The sequence below is a fragment of the Prochlorococcus marinus CUG1417 genome (assembly GCF_017695975.1).
Classification (GTDB): Bacteria; Cyanobacteriota; Cyanobacteriia; order PCC-6307; family Cyanobiaceae; genus Prochlorococcus_A; species Prochlorococcus_A marinus_AG.
On sequence record NZ_JAAORN010000001.1, the window covers coordinates 662,434 to 685,797 of the forward strand.

General features: G+C 28.7%; 38 protein-coding genes. 19 read left to right on the forward strand and 19 right to left on the reverse strand.

The features are described 5' to 3' along the window. Nucleotides 1-159 precede the first annotated feature (159 nt). The gene (locus HA140_RS03765) at nt 160-396 is read left to right on the forward strand and encodes a hypothetical protein (protein ID WP_209039793.1); all 237 of its coding nucleotides are present in this window, start codon (nt 160-162) and stop codon (nt 394-396) included. Between the two features lie 21 nt (nt 397-417). Next, complete coding sequence (locus HA140_RS03770; protein WP_209039794.1) at nt 418-660, forward strand: hypothetical protein; 243 nt, start codon at nt 418-420, stop codon at nt 658-660. 20 nt (nt 661-680) lie between these two features. Here the strand turns inward: HA140_RS03770 and HA140_RS03775 are convergent, their stop codons facing one another. Further along, nucleotides 681-875 (reverse strand): hypothetical protein, encoded by a 195-nt coding sequence (locus HA140_RS03775; RefSeq protein ID WP_209039795.1) that lies wholly within the window; start codon nt 873-875, stop codon nt 681-683. Nucleotides 876-968: 93 nt separating this feature from the next. Beyond that, nucleotides 969-1,280, reverse strand: coding sequence for a DUF3303 domain-containing protein (locus HA140_RS03780; RefSeq protein ID WP_011818215.1), 312 nt, complete (start codon nt 1,278-1,280; stop codon nt 969-971). 283 nt (nt 1,281-1,563) lie between these two features. Here HA140_RS03780 and HA140_RS03785 point away from each other — a divergent pair, with 283 nt between their 5' ends. From HA140_RS03785 to HA140_RS03835, 12 genes are all read left to right on the forward strand, one after another. Next, nucleotides 1,564-1,950, forward strand: a complete 387-nt coding sequence (locus HA140_RS03785; RefSeq protein ID WP_209039796.1) for a DUP family protein — start codon at nt 1,564-1,566, stop codon at nt 1,948-1,950. A gap of 92 nt (nt 1,951-2,042) precedes the next feature. Then, a complete protein-coding gene (locus tag HA140_RS03790) occupies nt 2,043-2,180 on the forward strand; it encodes a hypothetical protein (protein ID WP_209039797.1) in 138 nt (45 codons plus the stop codon). Between the two features lie 121 nt (nt 2,181-2,301). Next, nucleotides 2,302-2,655, forward strand: coding sequence for a DUF1499 domain-containing protein (locus HA140_RS03795; protein WP_209039798.1), 354 nt, complete (start codon nt 2,302-2,304; stop codon nt 2,653-2,655). A 77-nt stretch (nt 2,656-2,732) separates the two neighbouring features. Continuing rightward, nucleotides 2,733-2,864, forward strand: a complete 132-nt coding sequence (locus HA140_RS09405; protein WP_011818220.1) for a hypothetical protein — start codon at nt 2,733-2,735, stop codon at nt 2,862-2,864. Between the two features lie 183 nt (nt 2,865-3,047). Next, complete coding sequence (locus HA140_RS03800; protein WP_209039799.1) at nt 3,048-4,103, forward strand: potassium channel family protein; 1,056 nt, start codon at nt 3,048-3,050, stop codon at nt 4,101-4,103. 54 nt (nt 4,104-4,157) lie between these two features. Continuing rightward, on the forward strand, nt 4,158-4,511 hold the full coding sequence (locus tag HA140_RS03805) for a c-type cytochrome (protein ID WP_209039800.1): 354 nt from the start codon (nt 4,158-4,160) through the stop codon (nt 4,509-4,511). After that, nucleotides 4,512-4,880 carry a hypothetical protein gene (locus HA140_RS03810; RefSeq protein WP_209039801.1) on the forward strand — a complete coding sequence of 123 codons (369 nt, stop codon included), beginning with the start codon at nt 4,512-4,514 and terminating at the stop codon, nt 4,878-4,880. Nucleotides 4,881-5,046: 166 nt separating this feature from the next. Beyond that, on the forward strand, nt 5,047-6,018 hold the full coding sequence (gene pstS, locus HA140_RS03815; protein WP_209039802.1) for a phosphate ABC transporter substrate-binding protein PstS: 972 nt from the start codon (nt 5,047-5,049) through the stop codon (nt 6,016-6,018). A 105-nt stretch (nt 6,019-6,123) separates the two neighbouring features. Then, the gene (gene pstC, locus HA140_RS03820; protein WP_032524262.1) at nt 6,124-7,071 is read left to right on the forward strand and encodes a phosphate ABC transporter permease subunit PstC; all 948 of its coding nucleotides are present in this window, start codon (nt 6,124-6,126) and stop codon (nt 7,069-7,071) included. Between the two features lie 6 nt (nt 7,072-7,077). Beyond that, on the forward strand, nt 7,078-7,971 hold the full coding sequence (gene pstA, locus HA140_RS03825) for a phosphate ABC transporter permease PstA (protein WP_209039803.1): 894 nt from the start codon (nt 7,078-7,080) through the stop codon (nt 7,969-7,971). Next, entirely contained in the window at nt 7,972-8,781 is an 810-nt protein-coding gene (pstB, locus tag HA140_RS03830; protein WP_209039804.1) for a phosphate ABC transporter ATP-binding protein PstB, read from the forward strand. Between the two features lie 392 nt (nt 8,782-9,173). Then, a complete protein-coding gene (locus tag HA140_RS03835; protein WP_002808068.1) occupies nt 9,174-9,320 on the forward strand; it encodes a hypothetical protein in 147 nt (48 codons plus the stop codon). Between the two features lie 188 nt (nt 9,321-9,508). On the opposite strand, the gene HA140_RS03840 is transcribed toward HA140_RS03835, so the two are convergent. From HA140_RS03840 to HA140_RS03880, 9 genes are all read right to left on the reverse strand, one after another. Further along, nucleotides 9,509-9,811, reverse strand: coding sequence for a hypothetical protein (locus HA140_RS03840; protein ID WP_209039805.1), 303 nt, complete (start codon nt 9,809-9,811; stop codon nt 9,509-9,511). A gap of 203 nt (nt 9,812-10,014) precedes the next feature. Continuing rightward, on the reverse strand, nt 10,015-10,665 hold the full coding sequence (pdeM, locus tag HA140_RS03845) for a ligase-associated DNA damage response endonuclease PdeM (RefSeq protein WP_209039806.1): 651 nt from the start codon (nt 10,663-10,665) through the stop codon (nt 10,015-10,017). Further along, on the reverse strand, nt 10,666-13,152 hold the full coding sequence (locus HA140_RS03850; RefSeq protein ID WP_209039807.1) for a ligase-associated DNA damage response DEXH box helicase: 2,487 nt from the start codon (nt 13,150-13,152) through the stop codon (nt 10,666-10,668). After that, nucleotides 13,149-14,789 (reverse strand): ATP-dependent DNA ligase, encoded by a 1,641-nt coding sequence (locus HA140_RS03855; protein ID WP_209039808.1) that lies wholly within the window; start codon nt 14,787-14,789, stop codon nt 13,149-13,151. The genes HA140_RS03850 and HA140_RS03855 overlap by 4 nt, the downstream gene beginning before the upstream one ends. Nucleotides 14,790-14,791: 2 nt before the next feature. Next, nucleotides 14,792-15,778: a ligase-associated DNA damage response exonuclease gene (locus tag HA140_RS03860; protein ID WP_209039809.1), complete on the reverse strand. Its 987-nt coding sequence runs from the start codon at nt 15,776-15,778 to the stop codon at nt 14,792-14,794. A gap of 35 nt (nt 15,779-15,813) precedes the next feature. Next, on the reverse strand, nt 15,814-16,227 hold the full coding sequence (locus HA140_RS03865) for a competence protein ComC (RefSeq protein ID WP_209039810.1): 414 nt from the start codon (nt 16,225-16,227) through the stop codon (nt 15,814-15,816). Between the two features lie 84 nt (nt 16,228-16,311). After that, the gene (locus tag HA140_RS03870; RefSeq protein ID WP_209039811.1) at nt 16,312-16,593 is read right to left on the reverse strand and encodes a translation initiation factor IF-2 N-terminal domain-containing protein; all 282 of its coding nucleotides are present in this window, start codon (nt 16,591-16,593) and stop codon (nt 16,312-16,314) included. 98 nt (nt 16,594-16,691) lie between these two features. Then, a complete protein-coding gene (locus tag HA140_RS03875) occupies nt 16,692-18,011 on the reverse strand; it encodes a DUF2130 domain-containing protein (protein WP_209039812.1) in 1,320 nt (439 codons plus the stop codon). A gap of 131 nt (nt 18,012-18,142) precedes the next feature. After that, nucleotides 18,143-18,511, reverse strand: coding sequence for a CopG family transcriptional regulator (locus HA140_RS03880; protein WP_209039813.1), 369 nt, complete (start codon nt 18,509-18,511; stop codon nt 18,143-18,145). Between the two features lie 231 nt (nt 18,512-18,742). Between HA140_RS03880 and HA140_RS03885 the strand changes: the two genes are divergently transcribed. Continuing rightward, nucleotides 18,743-18,946, forward strand: a complete 204-nt coding sequence (locus HA140_RS03885) for a hypothetical protein (protein WP_209039814.1) — start codon at nt 18,743-18,745, stop codon at nt 18,944-18,946. A 6-nt stretch (nt 18,947-18,952) separates the two neighbouring features. On the opposite strand, the gene HA140_RS03890 is transcribed toward HA140_RS03885, so the two are convergent. Further along, on the reverse strand, nt 18,953-19,126 hold the full coding sequence (locus tag HA140_RS03890; RefSeq protein ID WP_011818237.1) for a hypothetical protein: 174 nt from the start codon (nt 19,124-19,126) through the stop codon (nt 18,953-18,955). A gap of 137 nt (nt 19,127-19,263) precedes the next feature. Here HA140_RS03890 and HA140_RS03895 point away from each other — a divergent pair, with 137 nt between their 5' ends. Beyond that, a complete protein-coding gene (locus HA140_RS03895) occupies nt 19,264-19,461 on the forward strand; it encodes a hypothetical protein (RefSeq protein WP_162503331.1) in 198 nt (65 codons plus the stop codon). Between the two features lie 24 nt (nt 19,462-19,485). Here the strand turns inward: HA140_RS03895 and HA140_RS03900 are convergent, their stop codons facing one another. Next, nucleotides 19,486-19,680: a hypothetical protein gene (locus tag HA140_RS03900; protein WP_079297247.1), complete on the reverse strand. Its 195-nt coding sequence runs from the start codon at nt 19,678-19,680 to the stop codon at nt 19,486-19,488. A 143-nt stretch (nt 19,681-19,823) separates the two neighbouring features. On the opposite strand from HA140_RS03900, the gene HA140_RS03905 reads away from it, so the two are divergent. After that, nucleotides 19,824-20,006, forward strand: coding sequence for a hypothetical protein (locus HA140_RS03905; RefSeq protein ID WP_079294261.1), 183 nt, complete (start codon nt 19,824-19,826; stop codon nt 20,004-20,006). A gap of 310 nt (nt 20,007-20,316) precedes the next feature. Here HA140_RS03905 and HA140_RS03910 read toward each other — a convergent pair whose 3' ends face one another. The 3 genes from HA140_RS03910 to HA140_RS03920 form a co-directional block, all read right to left on the reverse strand. Beyond that, a complete protein-coding gene (locus tag HA140_RS03910) occupies nt 20,317-20,667 on the reverse strand; it encodes an alpha-2-macroglobulin (RefSeq protein ID WP_209039815.1) in 351 nt (116 codons plus the stop codon). 41 nt (nt 20,668-20,708) lie between these two features. Continuing rightward, nucleotides 20,709-20,885, reverse strand: coding sequence for a hypothetical protein (locus tag HA140_RS03915; RefSeq protein ID WP_209039816.1), 177 nt, complete (start codon nt 20,883-20,885; stop codon nt 20,709-20,711). Between the two features lie 90 nt (nt 20,886-20,975). Next, on the reverse strand, nt 20,976-21,404 hold the full coding sequence (locus HA140_RS03920) for a hypothetical protein (protein WP_209039817.1): 429 nt from the start codon (nt 21,402-21,404) through the stop codon (nt 20,976-20,978). Between the two features lie 128 nt (nt 21,405-21,532). Here HA140_RS03920 and HA140_RS03925 point away from each other — a divergent pair, with 128 nt between their 5' ends. Then, nucleotides 21,533-21,802, forward strand: coding sequence for a hypothetical protein (locus HA140_RS03925; protein ID WP_032518735.1), 270 nt, complete (start codon nt 21,533-21,535; stop codon nt 21,800-21,802). Between the two features lie 13 nt (nt 21,803-21,815). Here the strand turns inward: HA140_RS03925 and HA140_RS03930 are convergent, their stop codons facing one another. Together HA140_RS03930 and HA140_RS03935 are read right to left on the reverse strand one after the other, a co-directional pair. Beyond that, nucleotides 21,816-22,022, reverse strand: coding sequence for a hypothetical protein (locus tag HA140_RS03930; RefSeq protein WP_209039818.1), 207 nt, complete (start codon nt 22,020-22,022; stop codon nt 21,816-21,818). 40 nt (nt 22,023-22,062) lie between these two features. After that, complete coding sequence (locus HA140_RS03935; protein WP_209039819.1) at nt 22,063-22,341, reverse strand: DUF2103 domain-containing protein; 279 nt, start codon at nt 22,339-22,341, stop codon at nt 22,063-22,065. A 116-nt stretch (nt 22,342-22,457) separates the two neighbouring features. On the opposite strand from HA140_RS03935, the gene petN reads away from it, so the two are divergent. Then, nucleotides 22,458-22,559, forward strand: coding sequence for a cytochrome b6-f complex subunit PetN (gene petN, locus HA140_RS03940; protein WP_011376303.1), 102 nt, complete (start codon nt 22,458-22,460; stop codon nt 22,557-22,559). Nucleotides 22,560-22,699: 140 nt separating this feature from the next. On the opposite strand, the gene psb29 is transcribed toward petN, so the two are convergent. Beyond that, on the reverse strand, nt 22,700-23,356 hold the full coding sequence (psb29, locus tag HA140_RS03945) for a photosystem II biogenesis protein Psp29 (RefSeq protein WP_209039820.1): 657 nt from the start codon (nt 23,354-23,356) through the stop codon (nt 22,700-22,702). Between the last annotated feature and the right edge of the window lie 8 nt (nt 23,357-23,364).

The window sequence follows — 23,364 nt, forward strand, 5'->3', positions numbered from 1 at the left end:
TATCAAATTGAAAATTAAAGTGAAGAAAAATCAATCAAAACTTGAAATTTTTAATTTTTGTCATAGATGAGTATAAATTGTTTAATTCGGTTTCCTCTATGCAAATATTTCTCAAACCTAAAATTAATCCGATAAATTAGATTAAGCTAAAAATTCTAAATGTCAGAAGAAAAAAAGGATTCAAAAAAGTGTTCTGGAAAGAAAAACATCATGTTTGCTTATGGTTTTATACAACTGGGTTCTAGTTTCGTAACTGCAATAGCTTTAGCTGCAATTGCTTTTGGATTCTGTTCAGTAAAAAAAGAGTCTAAACTTTTCAATAAATGTGTCGCAGAAATTATTGAAGATGGTGGCACCAATTCTGAGGCGGTAAGGTATTGCAATGGGGGCAATTAAAAACCCTCTCAGATTAGTTAAATGGATTCAACCTGTGATTTGATTATTGATTCCATAAAAGAGGAGCCAATTGGAGAAACTGATCATTTTATTTGGTTCATAACAGATATTGGGATTGTTGCCCTATTTAAAAGAGAGGAAAACTTTGAAACTTATAGTTCGAATGTCGAAATTGAGGCAAATAAAATTGCTTTAGATATAACTAAAGAAGAGAAAGAGTACTTTAAAATAAAAGAGAAACAGCTTTTCTTGTTTTATTCATAATCTAGGATTTAGTTCTTGATTTAGTAAGATGGCTCAAGGTTAAAGGCCGGTCCCATAATATTGTTTTCGCTAATTAATTCGTATGTAAGCTCTTTATTTAGAGCATTTATATAAGATGTATAAAGTTTTCCCCAAACAAATTCAAATTCATCTTTGCTTAAATTCTTGAAAAGAATTTCTCCTTTGAAGTAAATGTGATAAGAATCATTCATCATGGAAAATTAATCTTATTCTTTTTAACGCAGTGAAATATGTATGTAGTATTAGGTGCTACTAAAAGGAAATTTATATTTGGAAATCAAATACTTTTAAACTATCCGTGTATTCATTTTTTGTTTTTTGAATAATCCAACTGTCTCATCAAGATCCATACACGGCTGAATACTTATATCCATTAACCTTCTCCAGGGATGCCATTGTTTCCAAATTGTCTCAAGAGAATCTGCACTTACTACAGAATGTCCAATCCCATTTTGAACCATAAAAATCCAAGAATGAACCTCATAGTTTTCAGGCCTGTTTTGGGGCCCACCTGATTCGTACCAATTAATTAGCATTTCTGCGCCTTCTTCTTGATCCTCGCCATCTGTAAATTCGTAGGAAATTAAATACCTTTGCATATAGATTATTTTTAAAATCTTTAAACTATTTTAACTCTAGATTTAGATATTGCCTCCTAATTTAATTAATGCTATCAAGTTTATATAAGTGATTATTTTAAATGTCTGAAAGATTTGGGAAAATCAAAAAGAATATTTTGATTAATTTATTATTAATAAATAGGACAATCTTGAAGTATTTTCAAAACCATGATCTTTTCGTATAGCTTCAGTTAACAGATAAAATTTGATACTTTTTAAAATACCTTAAATTAGTTACCATATTTGTACTGTATAGATACCAATGATAAATAAAAAGGATCAAAGCGATCCAATTGATAATTTAGAGTATGAAAAAGTTCTAGAAGAAGAAATAATTAATTCGTACGAAAGTAAATTTCAGAAAGATACTGAAGAAGATATTAAAAAGATTAAATTCTACAGACTTAAAAGAACTCCATTAGAAATATTAAATAGGTCATTTTTCTTTTTCTTTATTGGAAGTTTTCTTTTCTCTTTGTTTTTAGCTTATTCAGAGAGTAAGTTATGGTTCATACTTTATGTAATAAGTGCATTGTCTTGTGTTTTCTATACTCCTAATAGAAAGGCACTAAAAGAATTAATAGCAGCTTGGCCAAATATAGAGGATCTTATCAAAGGGAGGAGTATGTGGAGAAAAGGCAAGAAATAGATTATGAAACCTTTAAGTGCATTTAAAAAATGGTTATTAAATATCCTTGTGCCATATATCGAAGGCACCAACAAGAAAAAAGAGGATAAAAAATGAGCCTTATACAGCTTGGAATTATTGTTGAAATATTTTTGTTTGTAGTAGTTTTTATATGGGTTAGGAAACTAACTAGTAAAAAAGGTAGACAACCATCTCTATCAAAAAAAACAATTAAAAATCTCAAATTTTAGAATTTTGATCACAAAATAAGGAATCTTTATAAAGAGATCAAATTTATGGGAGAATTCTTTACTTTTTCCCTCTCACTTTGTGTATGAAATCGGTTAGAACATCTATATCGTTTTTAAAAATATGGTTTCCTCCATTCAAGGTCTTGCTCCAATAACTAATCCATTAAATAGTGTCTTAATAGAAAAGAAACTAATAAATGTTGATCAAAAGTTCATTCAACTTGTTTCTCTGGCAGAAGGGTTACCTAGGACAGAAGTTATTGAAAGTGGAAGGAATTATTGGAGAGGTATTTGTAGAAGCTTGATTTTTAGATTCCCTGATGATCTTGAAATTTTAAAGCTTGATGTAAGAAGTTATGTAGATAGATCTAAAGGAATCATTCAAATAAGATCTGCCGCAAGATTAGGTCAATCAGATTTAGGCGTTAATCTAAGAAGAGTGGAATACTTGTTTAATCAATTAGATAAATTTTAATTAATCTGTTTTTTATAAATTTAAGGTTCTTTTTACTAAATAGGTGTGCTTTAATTCATAAGAATATTTGAATTGCCATGGTAAAGATAATCTTAGTTGGAATTATTGTCGCACTTGTATATTCTCAACCTGACCTTCGTCTTACTGTCGCTGATTGGTTAAAAGCAGCTTCTGATTTTCTTATTGAATCAGTGCAAGTAAAACCTTGAATTAATTTTTAATGAATTATTAAATAATACTTGAGACAGTAATCATTTGTTTAACGCATAGAGCTACGAAAATAAATATTATTATCCTGCTTAATATGTATTTCACTTAAACAAATAAATAGTTTTAGGAACATAATAGAAAATTTTTTTGAAATTTTTGAATAGTTAACGATAATAAGGGATATGAAGCTTAGATTATTTGAGTTCTATTTTATTAAAGACTATTTAAGACCTTGGTTTGGTCTTATTTATTCTTTATTCTTTCTGTTCTTTTTAGGTGCAATTGGCTATCGAATAACAGAAGGATGGGAATGGAGTGATTGCCTATGGATGGTTCTGATCACAATAACCACTATTGGTTTTGGAGAAGTTCAACCTTTAAGCTCTGAAGGCAGGATCGTAACTGTTTTAGTAATCGTTGGCGGATTGATCTTTATTCAATTTACCTTTCAAAAAGCTGTAAGATTATTCGAATCCGGCTATTTTCAAAGAGTAAACGAATTACGTTTTAAAAGACTTCTTAGAAAAATGGAAAATCATGTAATTTTGTGCGGATATGGGAGGGTAGGTCAGGAAATATCTAACCAAATAAAAACGCAAAATATTCCAATTATCGTTGTTGAGAGTGACGAAGATAGAAAAAAGATTGCTGAAGAAAATGGGTTAGAAGTTCTTTGTGCTGATGCAACTCTTGATGAGACGTTAAAACTGGCAGGATTAGAAAAATGCAAAAGTTTGGTTGTTACTTTGCCCAATGATGCTGCTAATTTATATGTGGTTTTAAGCGCTAAAGGGATAAGAAGTTCTATAAGAGTAATTGCAAGAGCTGGAACTGAAGAAGCCGCAAGTAAGTTGAGATTAGCCGGGGCAAGTATAGTTGTAAGCCCTTATATAGCTGCAGGTAGAGCAATGGCCTCAATGGCTTTAAGACCAATAGCCATTGATTTTCTAGATCTTTTAGCAGGAAGTGAATGTGAAATTGAAGAATTTGAATTAAGTAATGATATTAGTCTTTTTGAAACTGCGGAGAAAAGATCACTTTCTGAACTTGGAATAGGGAAAAAGAGCGGTGCAAAAATATTAGCCATTAAAGAAAATGAAAAGTTGTTCACTAATCCTGGAGGTAATTTCATACTTCAACCAGGTCAGGTATTAATAGCCTTTGGTAGTAAAGAACAGCTAAATATTTTGAATGGTCTGTTAGGTAATCTTGTTGTAGCAGTAGAGCTATTAAAGTAGATTGATCGAGATTCAGAATTAATTGCTAAATTGATTGTGGGTGGAATAAATCAAATGAAAATATTTAAATTTCTATTTGTAATTCCTTTAATAACTTTAATAATTATTTTTCATACCTCTCTGCAAAATAGATATCTAATGGCTTCTGATATTAGAGATGGAGAAACAATTTTTAGAAATGTTTGTGCAGGCTGCCATGTAAGAGGTGGATTAGTCGTTCTCAAAGGATCTAAATCATTAAAACTTTCCGACCTTGAAAAAAGAGGAATAGCAGATGTAAATTCAATAACAATAATTGCTAATGATGGGATTGGTTTTATGAAAGGTTATAAAAATAAATTGAAGGATGGAGAGGATAAGGTTCTTGCACAATGGATTATTCAAAATGCAGAAAAGGGTTGGGAGTAAATGAAAAGCTTATTTTTTGCATCTTTTTTATTTTTATTAGCTGAATATTCTTTTGCTGAGGAATTAACTAATTACACAATTACATCTGATTCTCAAATAAATACTTTAGAAGGTGATTTAGAGGCTAAGGGGAATGTAGTTATTAAGAGTAATAGTGGTAATTTTGAGGCTTATTCTGACAAGCTTTCTTTTGACAAGGATGATAAATCTTTAAAACTTATTGGGAATGTTTATGTTAAAAATATAGAGTCTGAGGGAATTGCAATTGAAGAAACATCTGGAGATGAGCTGACCATATTTACTGATAAAGGACTTTTTGAATTCAAATCTCAAAATAAAAACAGAGTAACAACAAAAATTAAATTCTAAATAAGAAGTTGATATTTAATTGAAATTTGAATTACTAGCTGAGCTCTTAATGCCGATATATACATAATAATTTTATATATCAAAATAATTTGATTTGTATATCTTTAAATTTTTTATTACCTCATGATTGTAATTTATATTTAACAGACTCATTTCTGATTACAAAGTGAGCATTTTAAAAAAAATCCTTATTTTTTCTTCTACTATCTCATTAGTTCTCTCTCAAGGAGCGATTGCTTCAAAAAGATTGAGCGGAGCAGGTGCTACATTTCCCTCCAAAATTTATACTAGGTGGTTTTTTGACTTAGCTAAATCTGGAGGTCCTAGAGTTAATTATCAAGCAGTAGGTTCTGGATCTGGAAGAAAAGCTTTCATAGACGAAACTGTAAATTTTGGTGCTTCTGATGATCCTATGAAAGAAGCTGATATAAAAAAAGTTACTAGAGGACTTGTGCAAATACCGATGGTAGGTGGAACAATTGCGTTTGGATATAACTATGATTGCGACCTGAAACTAACACAAGAGCAAGCAGTACGAGTTGCAATGGGTATGGTTAAAAACTGGAAAGAATTAGGCTGTAAATCAGGAAAGTTAACTTGGACACATCGTTCCGACGGTTCAGGCACGACTAAAGCTTTTACAAATTCTATGGAGGCTTTCTCTAAAACTTGGAATTTAGGTACTGGTAAATCAGTTAAGTGGCCAGCAGGCGTTGGAGCAAAAGGTAATTCTGGTGTTGCAGGTGTAATTCAAAACACTCCAGGTGCAATTGGGTATGTAAATCAGTCATATATTAAAGGTAATGTTAAGGCTGCTGCACTTCAAAATCTTTCAGGGGAGTTTCTAAAACCATCTGCAGAAGCAGGAGCTAAGGCTCTTAATGGTATTACGTTAGATGAAAATCTTGCGGGTAAAAATCCTAATCCAACAGCAAAAGGAGCGTACCCTATAGCTTCATTGACATGGATACTTGCTTACGAAAAAGGTAATGGTAGAAATACTAAAGCAATCAAACAAGCCTTTAATACATTGTTAAGTGATGAGTATCAAGATAAGGCTTCATCCCTTGGATTTATCCCCTTAAAAGGGAATATCCTTTTGAAATCAAGAGCTGCCGTTGAAAAAATAGGTAGTTAAATTTTTTAATAGATGTTAAATTATCATGACTTTCATATACCTTTAAGTCCTCTTAAAGTCTTTTACAGCATTTAGTAGTAGATTTATAGAGATATTCTTTTTTTAATGGAAGAGAAATTAACTCTTTTCAAGAATCGTAAAAGATTCGGTATCGAAAAAAATATAGATATTATCTTCAAGAATACTGCCCTAGTCTTGTCTAGTTTCGTAGCAATAATACTTTTAGGAATTATTTTAGTAGTTTTTTTCCAGTCATTTGAATCCTTTTCAAGGTATGGATTGAAGTTTTTAGTAACCTCTGAATGGAATCCTGTAAAAGATGAATACGGAGCTTTTACTGCAATATATGGAACATTAGTAACTTCATTCCTTTCGTTATTAATAACTATTCCTTTGGGTGTTGGAACTGCAATATTTATTACCGAGGACTTCGTCCCGAAAGTTTTTAGAGAAATAATAGGTTCATTTGTCGAATTATTAGCAGCTATTCCATCAGTTGTCTTAGGACTCTGGGCAATATTTGTTATGGAACCTTTTTTCAGAGCCTTTTTTGTCTTTTTACATAATTTCTTTGGTTGGATACCTTTATTCAGTACAGAACCTACAGGTAGGAATTCTTTGTTAGCAATATTGATTTTAGTAGTAATGCTTTTGCCAATAGTGACATCTATAGCTAGAGATTCTCTTAATCAGGTTCCTAAAAAGTTAAGAAATGCAGCATATGGAATTGGAGCTAGTAGATGGAAAACAATATTCTCAGTAATCTTGCCGGCAGCTTTATCAGGAATTATGGCAGGTGTTTTATTGGCTTTAGGCAGGGCAATGGGAGAAACAATGGCTGTAACAATGATTATTGGTAATTCCAATGCATTTAGTTGGTCTCTATTGTCTCCTGGATATACCATTTCCTCCATGCTTGCAAACCAGTTTGGTGAGGCCGACGGAAGTCAGGTTTCATCACTTTTTTATGCGGCTTTTGTACTGATGATCCTATCTTTAGTAGTCAATATCTTTGCGCAATGGCTAGTTAAGAAATTTAGTCTCAAATATTAGATAATTATGAATTCACTTTTTTACCAGAAAAGATTATCAAGAAATATAGGAGATAAATTTTTTACTTCTTTATCAGTAATTTGTGCATTGATAGCAATACTCCCGTTGATTTTTCTGGTGACTTACATTCTCATCAAAGGTGGATCTCAAATTACACCAGAATTATTTACCTTAGAACCAAATCCTCCTGGAGATGATTTAGATGCAGGTGGTATTAATCCTGCATTAATAGGGACATTGATAATAACTACCATTGCTTCAATTATAGCGATACCAGTGGGTGTTGGCGGTGGAATATATCTGGCGGAATATTCTAAAGGCGGTGCTTTTTCAAGGTTTATTAGATTTGGGGTAAATGTTTTAGCTGGAGTCCCCTCAATAATTGCCGGTGTATTTATTTATGCCTTAATTGTTTCTACAAAGATTTTGTTTGGGAGTATGTACAGTGGTATGGCTGGAGGGATGGCGCTTTCAATATTAATGTTGCCTACTGTGATAAAGACGACTGATGAAGGTTTAAAGCTGGTTCCTAATGAGTTGAGATATGCTTCTCTTGGAGTTGGAGCAAGTATGTATACAACTATATTGAAAGTTACTTTGCCCTCTGCATTTAGATCTATTGCTACTGGCGTTGTGCTTGGAATCGCAAGAGCAGCAGGCGAAACAGCACCTTTGATATTTACGGCTTTATTCTCTTACTATTACATAACAGGCTTTGGAGACTTGTTTTATGAAATGGGTTCTTTAGCAGTTCTTATTTATAATTTTGCACTTGAACCTTACGATGCACAGAATAAATTAGCCTGGGCTGCTTCCTTTATTCTTGTTTTGTCGATACTATCAGTAAATATATTTTCAAGGATATTGGCCGCTTTTACTGAGAAAACTAAGAGAGTATAAATGATTAAAACTAATAAAAAAACTCCAAAGAATATTATTTTATCTCTTGAGAATGTTTCTATTAGCTATGGAAGTTTTGAAGCAGTAAGAAATGTTTTTTGTAACTTTAAAAAAGGAAATATAACTTCTCTTATTGGCCCTTCAGGTTGCGGTAAATCTACTGTTCTTAGATCTTTAAATAGGATGAACGATTTAATTCCTAATTGCTCACTAAAGGGAACCGTCCTTTTTGACGGAACTAATATTTACGATAAAAGAGTAGATCCAGTTGAAGTGAGAAGAAGAATTGGAATGGTTTTTCAACAGCCTAATCCTTTTCCTAAATCTATCTACGAAAATATCGCATTTGGAGCAAGAATTAATGGCTTTACAGGAGATATGGATGAATTAGTTGAAAGTTCTCTAAGAAAGGCAGCATTATGGGACGAATGTAAGGATAAATTAAATGATAGTGGCTACTCTTTATCTGGTGGACAACAACAAAGATTATGTATCGCCAGAACCATTGCTATTGAGCCTGAAATAATTCTCATGGATGAGCCATGCTCGGCTTTAGACCCAATCTCTACCTTGAAAATAGAAGAGACAATGCATGAACTTAAAAAGAATTACACAATAATAATTGTTACTCATAATATGCAACAGGCTTTGAGAGTCAGTGATATGACTGCATTTTTTAATGCTATTGAATATGAAGATGGTGATGGAGGGAAGGTTGGTTACCTTGCAGAATTTAATTCGACAAAGAAAATTTTTAACTCTCCAAAAGAAAAAACCACTCAGGAATATATATCAGGTAAATTTGGCTGATGTTAAATTTTTACTTTTAAAAGAATAATTTTTACTTTTAAGAAGGTTTAGGGGTGGACAAACAGTATAAATACCTATATAGTTATTTCGAATTGATGCACTAGCTTTGAAAAATTATCCTTTTCTACCTTTCTTGATTTTTGCAGGGGCTGTCATAACCACTGCAACAATAGGATTGCCTGTATTTACTTCATAATTTAAAAGTATTTCTATTTCAGGTAATCTTATGGTTTCAAAAATAAATAAAGAATTAATAGGAAGTCCTCATAAAACTTTAATAAAGAGATATTTATTTGACTTTATAAAAAAAAGAGAGAATATAAATTTGTGTGGGAGTCAAAAATCTGTATTAAAACCATTTATGAAAATGGTTAATTTCTAATTTATTTATCATGGATAAAACTAAAGAACAGTTAGAAAAATTAAGAGAAGTAGCAGAAGCCTCTCTTACAAAAACGGATGAACTTCAAAAAGTTCTTGCTCAAATCGAGGCTTTAATGTCAAGAGAAGAATCACAAACATTATCAAAGAAGAAATAAATATTTAAAAGATATTTTTTTAGTTTTTGTACATTTAACTACACCCATGTAATTTAATTGTAGTTATTAATTAAATATGCAGAACCCGTTCCAAAGTTTTCTGTTAGGTCTCGAGGTCTTACCTTCTTTAAGTAAAAGACCTTTTTTATTTGTTTGTATTGATTATTTTTTATTGCGTGTTTATTTATTTAATTAATTACTTTTTGAATTTCTTTCAAACAGACATTTACATCGAAAGATTCAATATTTACAACCTCTAATCCTGTTTTTTCTGTAACTTCAACGGTGGCATTGCATTCGTCTTGTTTAAGGGCCATATAACTTGGCTTTTTATCTTCTATATTTAATTCAGTACTAGATTCAGTATCTTCTTTATATTGTTCCATTACGAGGGTTAGGGCCTCTATCTCAACAGAAAAATTTTCATTTGCTTTTGTAACAAATGGAGTGATAAGAAATGGAAATAAAATCAAGGTTATTAATTTTTTCATTTCTATAAAATGTGTTTATTTTTTTTATAACGTGGATAGCCATCTAAAGAAAGGGTCAATAGTTTTATAAACTCTTTAATTAACAATTTTGTTTAAAAAAATGGATGGCAATTTTAAATTAATTGAAAAAAAAAATAAACGAGGCTTTTAAGTATAAATTGGTATATCTAAATAAAAATTTAATTCATTTTAGAAAGATTTTCTTAGGATTTTATTTCGATAATTTCTTTTTCAGAAACTATTGCCCATTTTCTAAATGACTTTTTACAGGGATATCCTCCTGTTAAGTCTCCAAATGCAGGTAAATATAAAGTTTTTTTATTCTCATCCATCGCAAAACACCTAAAGGATAATTTATCTCCATTATTCTTTAAATGTAGTTTTGGATGATAATGTCCACAAATATTCAAAGTTTTATTATCCTCTAAATTAACTGGCTCATGGCTTAAGGTAATATTGTTCGTTTTTCTAATATCAAAAATTTTTAAATTTTTAATATCACAACCTATATCATGATTTCCAAGGACGAGTTCAACATTAGTTTTTAGAAGTTCAGGAAGATCCTCAACTTTTTTTTTAAGAGTTTTATTTATTGAAAATTTACTGTGGAATAAATCTCCCAAAATTATTAACTTTTCAGGACTATATTTTTTTACTAATTTTTTTATTCTTGCGAAATTATTTTCATCTAAATTATTAGTTAGAGGGATACCATTTTGCTGAAAATACTCAGCTTTGCCAAGATGAATATCACTTATTAACAATTCTTTTGTTTCCGGGAGAAATAATGCTCTTGAAGGAAGCATTTCTAATAATGTATCTTCCCAGTAAAATTTAAACGTACTTTTTTTCATTTAAACACTATAGTTTTTTATAAGTTTTTCTACTCTTTTTTCTATTGGTTCATTACTTAAGGTATTTTTAAGTCTCTCAACTAATAAAGGGAAAGCAAAAGGAGTTGGAGTTTTAATCTCGTTTAATATCATTTTTAAATTTTTTAATCTTTCTAATGATCTAGATATTCTTTTATTTTCTAATTGATATTCTTTTACTTCTTGATGCGCTTGTTTTATCAAAAGATGGCCTTCTTCATATTTAGTGAATACATCGTAGAAAAGACTTGAACTTATTTGAAGTTGAGATGTAGTTTTTGTTTTGGTTGGATTATTTTGATTTACTAGTCCACTAATTTGGGCAATATTTTTAAATCTACGTTTTGTTAATTCTGAAAAATTAATTGCATTTTCTAGATCCTCTTCTAATTTTTTGTTATCCAAAAAGTAATCAGTCTCTTTTCTTATTATGGAAAAATCATAATCTTCAGAGGTTGTTAAGCTGAATCCAAAATCATTAGCAGTAATACTAAATGTAGATTGCTTTAATTTTGCGAATCTTAAAGCCCATAGAAATGCAATACCTTCATTTACAAATTTGCCATCAAGTGAAAAAACAAAAAGATTTGATAAATCCTTGGTTTTATATATTTCTATAAGGAATTCATCTTTCTTTGGAATATTTGAAAGAACCTTTTGTTTAACCAATATTGGGCGTAATGAATTTAGTTCAGGATTTAAGTAATCATAATTTTCTAATTTATTACATATATCTATTTCTTTTCTCAATCTTTCACAAAGCAGATCGGAAATTGCCATTTGACCTCCAACCCATGCAGGAATTAGGGAACTTTTTTTTGTTGATTTTTTAACGTATAAAATCATATCTCTGATTCTCACAAATTGAAGCATTTTACCGGCAAAGTAAAAGGTATCTCCAGGATTTAATTTTGAAGCAAAATTCTCTTCTAAATTACCTAAGGATTTACCTTTCATATATTTAACATTTACAAATTTGTCACTTGTAATTGTCCCAATATTGAACTTATGCATTCTTATTAAAGATTTGTCTTTTACAAAATATTTAAAGTTTTCATTATTATTTTGTGATTCTTCTTTAACTATCTTTTTATATTTTGGATATGCTTTAAGACATTTTCCTCCATATTCTAAAAAGTCAAGACACCAATTCCAATCTTGATCTTTTAAGTTTCTATAACTCCAACAATTTTTAATTCTTTCCTTCTCAATTGTAGGATCAAAGCCATTTCCGCATGCCAAACTTATTAGATGTTGAAGAAGCACATCATAAGATAATTCAGGCAGTCTAATTTCTTCAGATAAACCACTTTTTATTATTCTTCTCATTGCACTAATCTCTAATAATTCTAAAGAATTAGTAGGCATAAAAATTATTTTAGATTTTCCTCCTGGTCTATGAGCACTTCTTCCTGCTCTTTGAATAAGTCTAGCTAAATTCTTTGCACTACCAATTTGGACTATTTGATCTACAGGTTGGAAGTCAATTCCCAAATCTAACGAGCTGGTGCAGACTACCCATTTTATTAATCCGTCTTTAACCCCTTCTTCAACTCTTTTTCTATCTTCTTTATCCAGGGAGCCGTGATGAAGTGCAATTTTGTCTTCCATCTCTGGGAGAAAAAATTTAAGACATTGATACCATCTTTCAGATTGATTCCTCGTATTGGTGAATAATAAGGTGCTTTTATTTTTATCAAGGATTTTTAATAGTGAAGAATGACTTCTAATCCCAAGATGCCCACTCCATGGAAAGGTAGTTTCCTCCTCTGGTAAAACACTTATAATTTCGATCTCTTTTTGAATATTTGTGCTTATAGTTTTGGGTTTAATAGCGCTCATCCCAACTATCGCTCTTGCTGCTTCTTCAATATTTCCAATAGTTGCAGACATTGCCCAAATTTGTAAATTTTTTATATTACCTCTTAGCCAACTTAAAGATAACTCGCACTGGTTTCCTCTTTTACTACCCATCAATTCATGCCATTCATCAATAATTATTGATGACAACTCCTTGAACATATTATTAGATTCTTTATTGGAAAGTAAAAGAGATAAAGACTCAGGAGTGGTAATAAGAATATTAGGTGGTTTAGCTAGTTGCTTTTTCTTTTCATATGGGGTTGTATCCCCGTTCCTAATTTCAACAGTGATTTCTTTATTAAAATGCAAGGCTGCTAATTGTATGGAATTTTTTAGATCTCTACTTAATGCTTTTAAAGGGGTTATTAATAATATATTCACACTTTTATTATTTTTGGGATCTTCTATCTTTGATAGAGGTCCCATTAATGCAGCATAAGTTTTGCCGCATCCAGTAGGAACTTGTATTATTCCACTCTCTCCATTTAAAAATGCTTCCCAAGATTCGATCTGATATGGTAGTGGCTCCCATCCATTTGTGGAGAAAAACTGTTTAATTTTAGAAATTAAATTATTTTGCTTATTATTTTTCGTAATATTTTTCATGATATTTTTTTCATTAGTTCATAAGCATTTTCTAGGCTATCTGCATCATTAATATTTTTATCTTTTCTCCATTTTGTTATTCTTGGAAATCGTACTGCTATGCCTGACTTATGACGTTTAGAAATTTGTATTTTCTCAAAAGATATTTCGAATACCATTTCTGGTTTTAACGATCGAACAGGGCCAAATTTTTTTATTGTATTTTTCCTTATCCATTTATCTAGCTCTTTAATCTCAATATTTGTTAAACCAGAATATGCACTTGCAAATTTAATTAATTCTTTGTCTTTCCATAATGCAAAACTGTAATCTGTATAAAGTCCAGCTCTTCTACCGCTACCGCCCTTAGCGTAAATTAGAACAGCATCCAGTTGCATAGGATCAACTTTATATTTCCACCAAATACCTTTCTTTCTACCAGGGGAGTATATAGAAGTCTTTTTCTTAATTATTAATCCTTCAGTATTATTTTCTCGAGATTTTTCTTTATAAGTTAAAGCATCAGGCCAATCTTTAGGAAAGATTAAATCACATATTTTGAAAGTATCAGAGATATTATTCTCAGTTTTAATTTGCCATTTTGAAAAATATTTTTCTAATTCAATTCTTCTATTTTCTAATTTAATTTCTCTTATATCTCTCCCATTAATCTCTAAAAGATCATATGCAATAAAAATAATTGGATATTTTATTTGGATTGATCTAGTAGGAGACTTTCTATTTATTCTTTTTTGAAGAAAAGAAAAATCACAGGCAATTTGTTCTTTAAAATTCCAAACTAATAATTCCCCATCAAGAACAAAATCATCTTTTATATATGACATTTTCTCTACTAATTCTGGGAAAGATTGATTTACTAATTCCTGCCCTCTTGTCCATAACGAAACATTACCTAATCTTTTAATTAATTGCATCCTTATACCGTCGTATTTCCATTCAAATTGAAAATCATTTATTGAATTTTTGAAGATTTTATTTTCAATAGTATTTGCTAGAAGAAATGGAAATGGTTTGGAATTTAACTCTTGAAGATTGACATTTTTATTAATTAAAAATTCATATGAATCAACTGAAGGTTTAAAATCACCCATTAACCTATGAGAAATAATCTCTTCCTCAATATTAATTAGTTTTGATATTGCTTTTGTGATTAATCCGATAGAGACTCCTACTCTAAAAGTTCCTGTGAGAATTTTATTAAAAATTAGATGGTTATCTTCAGGTAATGTTTCCCAAAGATTTTTAATTTCTAAATTTTTCTCCTCCTCATTAAGTTTTGATAATGCAGGTATTGCTTCGCTTAGTAATTCATTGAGACTGATATTTGATAATTTCTTTTTTCTAGAATTAGTTTTATTTTTAAGTAATAACGTTATTACCTCAGCAGAGTCACCAACTTTTAAATAACATATATCAATTAACCATTTAGGATATTCATATATTTGAGAAAAAAGATTTTTTAAATATCTTCCACTAATAAATCTCTTATTACTTTTTCCAGTTAGTAAATATATTGCCCATGAATTATCTATTGGATCATTAGATAAAAAATAATTCTTTAAAACTTCAATTTTATTATTTGTACTATTAATTGAATCTAGATCACTAAATAATTCTGAAAAATTTTTTAAGCTCATATTTATTTACCTAGTAAAAGGACATTTATTGATTCCTTTTCAACTAAATATTTACTTAAGGCTTCACTATCTCCATGATGAAAAAATACATTTTTTGCTTCAGACTTTTTTACTACTTTCAGAATTCCATCCCAATCTGCATGATCAGAGATTGCGAATCCTTTATCATATCCTGATCTTTTTCTTAGGGCTCTTATTGACATCCATCCACTCGCAAAAGCTGTTTGAATGTTTTTGAAATTTTTTAAATAAGAACCCTTACTTAAAGATGGCGGTAATAATATTAGACTTCCTTTAAGTTCATCTATCTTTTCTTTATTTTCAATTTTTATAGTATCTTTAATATCAATTCCAAGTTCCCTATAACTATTGTTCATTTTGTGAATACTGCCATGGGAATAAATATTGCCTTTAAAATTTGTTTGACTAATTTCGTTTAACAATCTCTGAGCTTTTCCGAGTGAATAACAGAAAAGTAAAGAAGTTTTTTCTGGTGAATTTGTTATCCATTTTGAAATATCATTTGCTATTTTATTTGATTCATCCCACTTAAATATTGGCAAACCAAAAGTACATTCGCTTATTAAATAATCAGTTTTTACTATTTCATATTGTTTGCAAGTCTGATCCTTTTGAAGCTTAAAGTCACCTGAAATTAGCCATTTTTCTGCAGCAAAAATAAATCTTATTTGACTAGATCCAAGGATGTGACCTGATGGATGAAAAGAAATATTAATGCCATTTATCTTAAATTCTTCTCCATATTCAAAAGTCTTAATTTTGATATTATCTCCAACTCTTTCTTTAAGAAGTATCGCAGTTTCCTTAGTAGAAATGTATTCTTCACAGCCAAATGTAAAGTGATCAAAATGAGCATGAGTTATTAATGCCTTTTTTACTGGCTTGCTTGGATCAATCCAAATATCAGCAAGTTCGCAATAAAGATTTCCATCTTCATATCTAATTAAATATTCTTGTTTAGTTCTCAAAACTATATCTCTTACAATGAAGTTAATTTAGCTAATTATGCCCAAGCTTGTTTTGATAAAGCTATCGCTGAAATTGTTAGTAAAGCGATAACTACAAATTTGTTACTCCAATTAATCATGAATGAAGCGATTTTGTTGAAAGCAACTCTATTAGATGGCACAATCTTTTTTTTATTCATAATGTGATGATTTTCATTATTTTCTAAGTAATTTAAATTTTTAATCTCATTTATTAATTTAGATTCGCAAGTTGAGAGTTTTTCTACTTGATTTAATAATTCAATATCTTCTGGCCTTAATAAAGAATTTAATTCTTTAATTTGTCTTTCGTTTTTCAAAAGAAATTCATTAACTATCTTATCTGTCCCTAACCCATTCTTGATATTTAAAAGAATGTCATCTCTTTCCCAAGATTTTTCAAGGGAATTTAAAATTTTGCTTATGCTCATTTTAAGTATTTTTACTTATGATAAATTATTATTTTTTTCTTCTGTGGCTTTTCCCTTTAAGTAATTAAAAAAAATTATTTTTATTTAAGATTTACGAATAAGTCTGTTAGCAAAATATTTTATCTTTACCTTTTCTTTAATTTTTCTAGAACTACTTTTAGTTTTAACATTATTTAAATTGATCACTTCATCTGACACATTTTTGCCCGTTTCAAAATAACTTTTAATTTTTTCTAATTCCTCTTTGTTTAATCTTTTTGTTGCACCTTTTGCATTGATTCCAAGTTTCTTGCAGGCTAATAATATTCTATTACTTTCGACATTAAGATCTTTGGCGATACTGAAAATAGGAATGTTTATAGACATTATTTTCTTTACTATGAAATTTTCCTATTTATAGTATATTTATAATTTAGAAATTGAATATATTTTTAATTATTATTAATTTTAAAAACTTTTTTTAATTAGGCTACTTCATCTTCAAAATTATTTAAATCATTAAACTTCTTCTTCATGGTTGGATTATTTCTGGTTAATTTCTTTACTGTCAAATCTTGAGATTTGCTGTCAGCAGATAAAAGATGTTTTTTTGAGAGAACTAAAGCCTCTTTAGTTTTTTGTAAATGGGTTATTGATTTATCAATTTCTGAAATTGCATCATTAAATCTGTCCTGGGCAAGTGAAACATTTTTACCAACTGCATTTTTGAATTGCTCAAGAGTACTTTCAAAATTAGTTATGTCAAAATTCTCACGTTTCATTAAATCTATTTGTGATTTGTATTTTAAGGTTTCCATAGATGCATTTCTTAGCAGAGAAATAATAGGCAAGAAAAATTGAGGTCTTATGACATACATTTTTGGGAATCTATGAGAAACATCTACTATGCCAGCATTATATAGTTCACTATCTGGTTCTAGAAGGGATACAAGAACTGCATATTCACAAGATTTTTGTCTTCTATCTTTATCTAATTCTTTTAAAAAATCTTCGTTTTTTCTTTTATTAGTTCCATTTAAACTTTCATTCTTCATCTCAAACATAATAGATACGACTTCGGTTTTATTTTTATCAAATTCTCTAAATATATAGTCACCTTTACTTCCTGAAGTGGCATCATTATCCTTTTCGAAATATGAGTTTTTAAATGCAGAGGCACGATTAAGATTAAATTGAGTTTCGCAATGGATTTCTAATGTTTCTCCTATCATCTTTGTAGATAATCTAGATTTCATTTCTCTTAACTCCTGAATAGTAAGGTCCCTTTCACTAATTTTGCTTTTAAACTTTTCTTCAATTAATTTTTCATTAATTGAATGTTCAAGCTTCATCTTTTCAATGGAATTTGTTAAAGATGAGTTTTCTTTTTCTAAAGAAGTAACAGCTTCACTAATTTTGTTTTTTAAAGATAATTCTGAAATTAAAGACTGGTTTTTAATTTCGTCTTTCAACTTGATTAATTCATTATTCAATGAATTAATTTTATTTGTTGCTTGATTTTTTAAATCATTAAGAGCATTTGTTTTCTTTTCTTCAGCTATTTTTAATTTAGATTCAAGAGTTTGGATCTCAGACTCTTTAATCCGACTCTGCTCAATTAACTTTATTTTTAACTCACGTTTTAAAATTTCTAAAGCTTTTTTATTATCTTCTTCAGCCAAGATAAGTCTTTCTTTTATTTGTTTATTAAATTCTTCGTCTTTAATCTGAAGAAGTATTTCTTCAAAGCTGCTGGGATCAATTCGGAAAGTTTTGCCACATGAAGGACATTTAATATCTTTCATTTTTTAATTACAAAATTAATATTAGAAAGGATTTAATATTCGAATTATGTAAAAAGAATATTATTCTTGACTAAGAATAAACAATGAACCAATATTATGCATTAAAAAATAAAGTAATTACTCAATAAAAGTTATATTAATCCTGATTCCTTAAGAATGTTAATTTTATTTGCTAATTCTATATCTGCAGAAGATATTGAGCGGTCTAAAGTTTTGTGAGATGCAACTGTGTAACCACTGTCATCAACAAATTCGTCTTCCCCATCTTTTAAGTGGGTATTTTCATTTTGGAGATCTTTAAAATTATACGAATTAAATGTATTTGACTTGCTGATGTTACTATATCCAAAATTAGCAATTCCTCTTGCATCTAATGCTTCCTCAACTAATATTCCAACTACTTTAGATCTACTTATTGATTCGCTCTTGGATATTTGATCAATAATTTCAAGTACTCTTTTTCTAGGAAGATATCCTATCCTTTTAACTTTATTTTCCATAAGTCTTTACATATGTCAATATTGTAACACTTCTGTCAAATTAACTAGGATTTTGATTATTAGCACTTATGTCTAAATTTAAATAGTAGGATTTAAAGTATAATTTCAAAGAACACTCCTTCAAATTTATTTCTCAAATATTAATGGGGATAGTTTTAAATGCTTCTTCTGATTACTTTTTCAGTTTGGTTCTGATTTTTTGAAATTTTCTAAATTTAAATTCCAAATATTATGAAGGATAAACTATTTGATAATGCTGATAGCTTTGCAATGTCATTTGATGAGAAATGGGAAAATGTTGATTGTTATGATACACGATTAAAGATAGATAAGGTATTAGAACTTTTATCAGATCACCCTTTTTTGATATCTAATCCTGAAAATGCTAGAAAAATGGCAGAATTTAGGATATTTTCATTAAAAAAATTTCAATAATTATTTTTAAATAGTTGGTGAATTAAAAAATCCCTTACTGTATAAAAATATTATTATGCCAATAATTGGGCCTATCCCAAAAACAAAAAGTACTAATTTCGCAGAATTTTTTGTTTGACCTAATTTTTGATCTTTTAAATTTGAATTAGTTTGTTTTTTTTTAGATTTTTTCTTTTTCATGAAGGATATATTACTACAATTCGACTTTAAAAGATTTTGATATGTTATTGGGTTTGAAAAAAAATTTTTAAATTGACAAAACTTATATGGGAGTCAAAAAAGATCGTATTGTATAATGTAAAGAATATAAAGGAAATATGAGTGCAACTAAGAGAGAGGAAGTTTGTTCTCACCTTAGATATATAAGGTTAGAGCTTAGAGAGATGCATCAAATGCTCATTAAAGAAGATTTGTTGCCAGATCTTAATGAAGCAAAGGAAGTACTCGCTCAGCTTGATGCTTTAATGGATTTATTATCAGAAAAAAAAGTAACCAAGATAAAAAGCCAATTTTGAGGGTTTTCAGTTAATTTGAATGTATTAAAGATAATTTGTAGCTGATTCTATTTTTTTTCTATTGTCGTGCATCTGTTCTAATTTATTGTAAATTTCTTTAATTTGGTTTTGTATTAGATCGGTCGAATGTATATTACTTAACGCATCTAATGTTGATAGAAGGCTTTCTTTGGCTTCAATTAAATGTCTACATTCTTTACTGCCTGCTTCGTAGGACATAGGTCTATTATAAAGAAAACTATTATCCTAAATATATTAAAAATTCTTCCGTATTGCTTGATACTCTTATTAAATCAACGCTTATTATTGTAATTTTCAATACAGAATAAGAAATTATTTTTACTAAGATTTAATAAAAACAAATGCAAGAAAACTCCAACGATTATAAATTTTGTATTAAGTTGGCATTAGATAATGCAAAAAAAAGAATTAATTTATTAGATAATTTTGATAAAAAGTGTGTTCTAGAAGAATATAAAGAATGGATTAATGATGGTTTAAATAAGCATACGGTTTTACTTCTAAGAGATGATCCGATCATCTAGGAAAGATGTGAAAATATTCTTTAATTCTTTGTACTAGAAGTAACCCTAAATAAAAAATAAAGACTTACGATAAAAATTACTGACAGAATAAAAGTTAATGGTGAAAAACTATCCATATATATTAATTAAAAATTTGTTTAACTATAGCAGTTAAGTTTAATAATTCCTGCATTCAGTTTTCTTTGAAAAGTGAAAGAATAAATTTATTCAAACTATCTTTTTCTAAACATATTTTTTTATTCTTATAGGTCTTTAATTTCTTAAAAATTAAATCGACTAAGTGTTCTGATTTTGGAGTCATATATTAAATTTATTTTTCCAATAAATAAATTTTCTCTACACCTATTTTATCTGGCATTGTTATTCTACATCCTTTATCTTTTTCCATATTGCAATCTTTTGTGGCAGGAACAGATTTCCAGGTACAAATTTTATCTTGGGATTCTTCTTTTAAAATATTCCATCCATCATCTAAGTATTCTGAAATACCATCCTCTCCACAAGAAAATTTTATTTCCATTCTTTTCTTTTCTGAATTAGGATTATCCTCAATATTTTCCCCCAAATTATTTGTGGGATACTCTTTATTAGTGGATGTCCTACAAGAAATTAAGAAAATTGCGATTAAAATTAACATAGGAATTTGTTTTATTATTTTCATTTTTTTTACTTTTGATGATTCCAAATTATTTAAATTATAGTTTATTTTGATTCTATTAATTTTAATAGTTTATCCATTTTATTCATCAAGTCTTTTACATCTCCTGGCTTCGGTAATATTAATTCTTCCGTAACTTCTAAATGCATTTTCTTTAAGTTTTGCCTCAAAACTTTTAAATGCATTTTTACGTTTTCTTTCTTTTGATTTATATCAGTCATAGGAATAAAATTTAAACTTTATTAAACTTAAAGTTACTATCATAGTATTGAGATGCTTATTTATAGAGAACAATTCAAAATTTAATTTTTTTAATTTTCTATTTCGTAGATTTCTTCGCCACCATAACAAAAATTTGTAGATAACATTTTTATTTCTCTATTATCAATTCCTACGGTATTTTTATTTTTAATAATATAATTTTTTGCAATCGCTTCACAATCTAATTTATTTTTTGCATGTTTAATAACTGGATAAAAATATGCCAATGCAGTAATTACAAACAAAAATAATATTATTGATTTTTTCTCATTTTTAATAAATTCTTTAGATGTTTTTTTTGCTTTTAATATTTTTATTAGTAATTTATCTGGTAATCCTATTTGAACAAATAATAACTCTACCCACCATGGAAGCTCCTTATCTTTCTTTTTCTTTAAGTTTGGGGAATTAATCATTTTCTTGGCTTCATAGTTTTGGTTTTTCAGTTCTTTAGGATTAGTTGTTTCTTTTTTATTCATATCATCTAATGATTTATTTGGAATGTAGAGGTTTTATTTTGATTTGGAAACTATATCTTTATTTTATAAGTTTTAATTTAATTTATCTGTGAATTTGAGTATTGTTAATCTGTATTAAGAAATTTTAAATGGCAAAAAAAAGAAGGAAGTTAAATAAAGATTTTGAGAGAAAAATATATTCATCAAAAAAAAATGTCGAATTAGTACTGGCAAAAATCTATGATATCGATGATGAAGACATACAAAAAGAATATATGAGCGCCTTTAACAAAGTGGTTTATTTGTATGATGAATTAAAAGAAGATTACGAAAGACAAGGATTTTCTGATAATTCCGAAGAACTTCTCACAAGCTATAAAAATGCATTTAATCTTTTCGAATCAGAATTTGAAATTTAAATTCAATTTCTAATTACCGTTTGTAAGGGGTTACAGGTATTTCAATTAGCTTTCCTTTTTGGAGATCAGATCTTTTCTCTTGTAAATTGTTGATACATAAAGATATTCTTTTCTCCTTAGCGCAAAATCTTTTTATTTGGTAATCAGTAAGTGATAATGTTTTATTACTAAATGAAAAAAAGGCCAATAAAAACATAAAAAAATTTAATACCAATTTCATTTGTTCTCTCCTAACTATTTTCTAATACCCTTTAATTTAATTACTTTCTATTATAAAGATTTATGATTTCTTTTAATTCATCTTTACTTAACTCTGTTGAAATAAAAACTTCTTGAGCTGTATTACCCTTTCTTGCGATTGCTTTATATCCGTTTATAGTTTTCACTGACAATCTAATTATCAATTTAGAGGATCTTCCCCTGGCTCTTGAAATGACAGCTGGAGTTATTGTCTTGATATTATTTTCCAGTGCTAATTTTTGAAGTATTGGAATTAGACCTTCTATATTTGTACTGTGATTTAAAACTAACCTTCCCAATTTAATTTTATTACAATTCTATTGGCTAAATTTTGTTTCTGAGAAATTAACTTTAGTTTTAAAATGGTTAAAAAATTTTGGAGTTCTGTTATATTTATAAAAACGATTAAATTCTAATGATCTTTCAAATAGGCTGGGCAGCATTGGCTGCTATTTTTACTTTTTCAATTGCCATGGTTGTTTGGGGAAGAAATGGGGACGGATCCATTGACATATGATTTCATTTTTAACTTATGAAGTCTATTTAAGTAAGTTTCTTATCTTAACATCGTTTGTTTTACTCATATTTATAACATTAGCAGTAATTTATATATCCTATGTCTCTTGGAAAGATAAAAAAAGATTAAAAAAATAGTTATTATTTTTTTTGGTTATTTTTCTTATCTTTAATTCTAAGCTCTTCAATTAATTCTTTTGCTTGTTCCATTTTTGATATACTACTTTTGTAAATTCCAATATCTTTTTCTGCTTTATTAGCAGATAAGCTCAACTTCTCAAAAATATCAAAGGTCATCTTATTTTTATCTGATTCATTTTTCTCATTGAAATCTTGGGAGTTTGAAATTAATATATATATCCCTAAGTTCAAAATCCTTGAAGGATAAAGTTTAGAATTACTTTTTTCTATTAATAATTTTAAAATATCTTTAGATGGTTTATCCTTTAATTCTTTTTGAGACTTTTTAGATATTTCATTAATTTCCTTCGCCTCAAAATTCGTAGAACTGCATAAAGATTCAAAAAGTAGATTCAAGTGTTTTTCAGGTTTATATCCTTTCATTAATTCTTTGAATGTTTCGGTGAGGCCGACACAAAAGAGATAATCTTGCGTAAATTCATTTTGATGGTTCAAAAGATTAAGTTCGACAAGCATTTCATCAACTATTCTTTTATACAAACCTGGAATGACGTAAGGAAATTTTTCATGAAATAACTTTTTGCTATCTGAAACAGTCAATTTTTCTTTCAATTTTTTATATGTAAACCTTAATAAGGTTAGCGTATGTTGACTCAATATCGTTA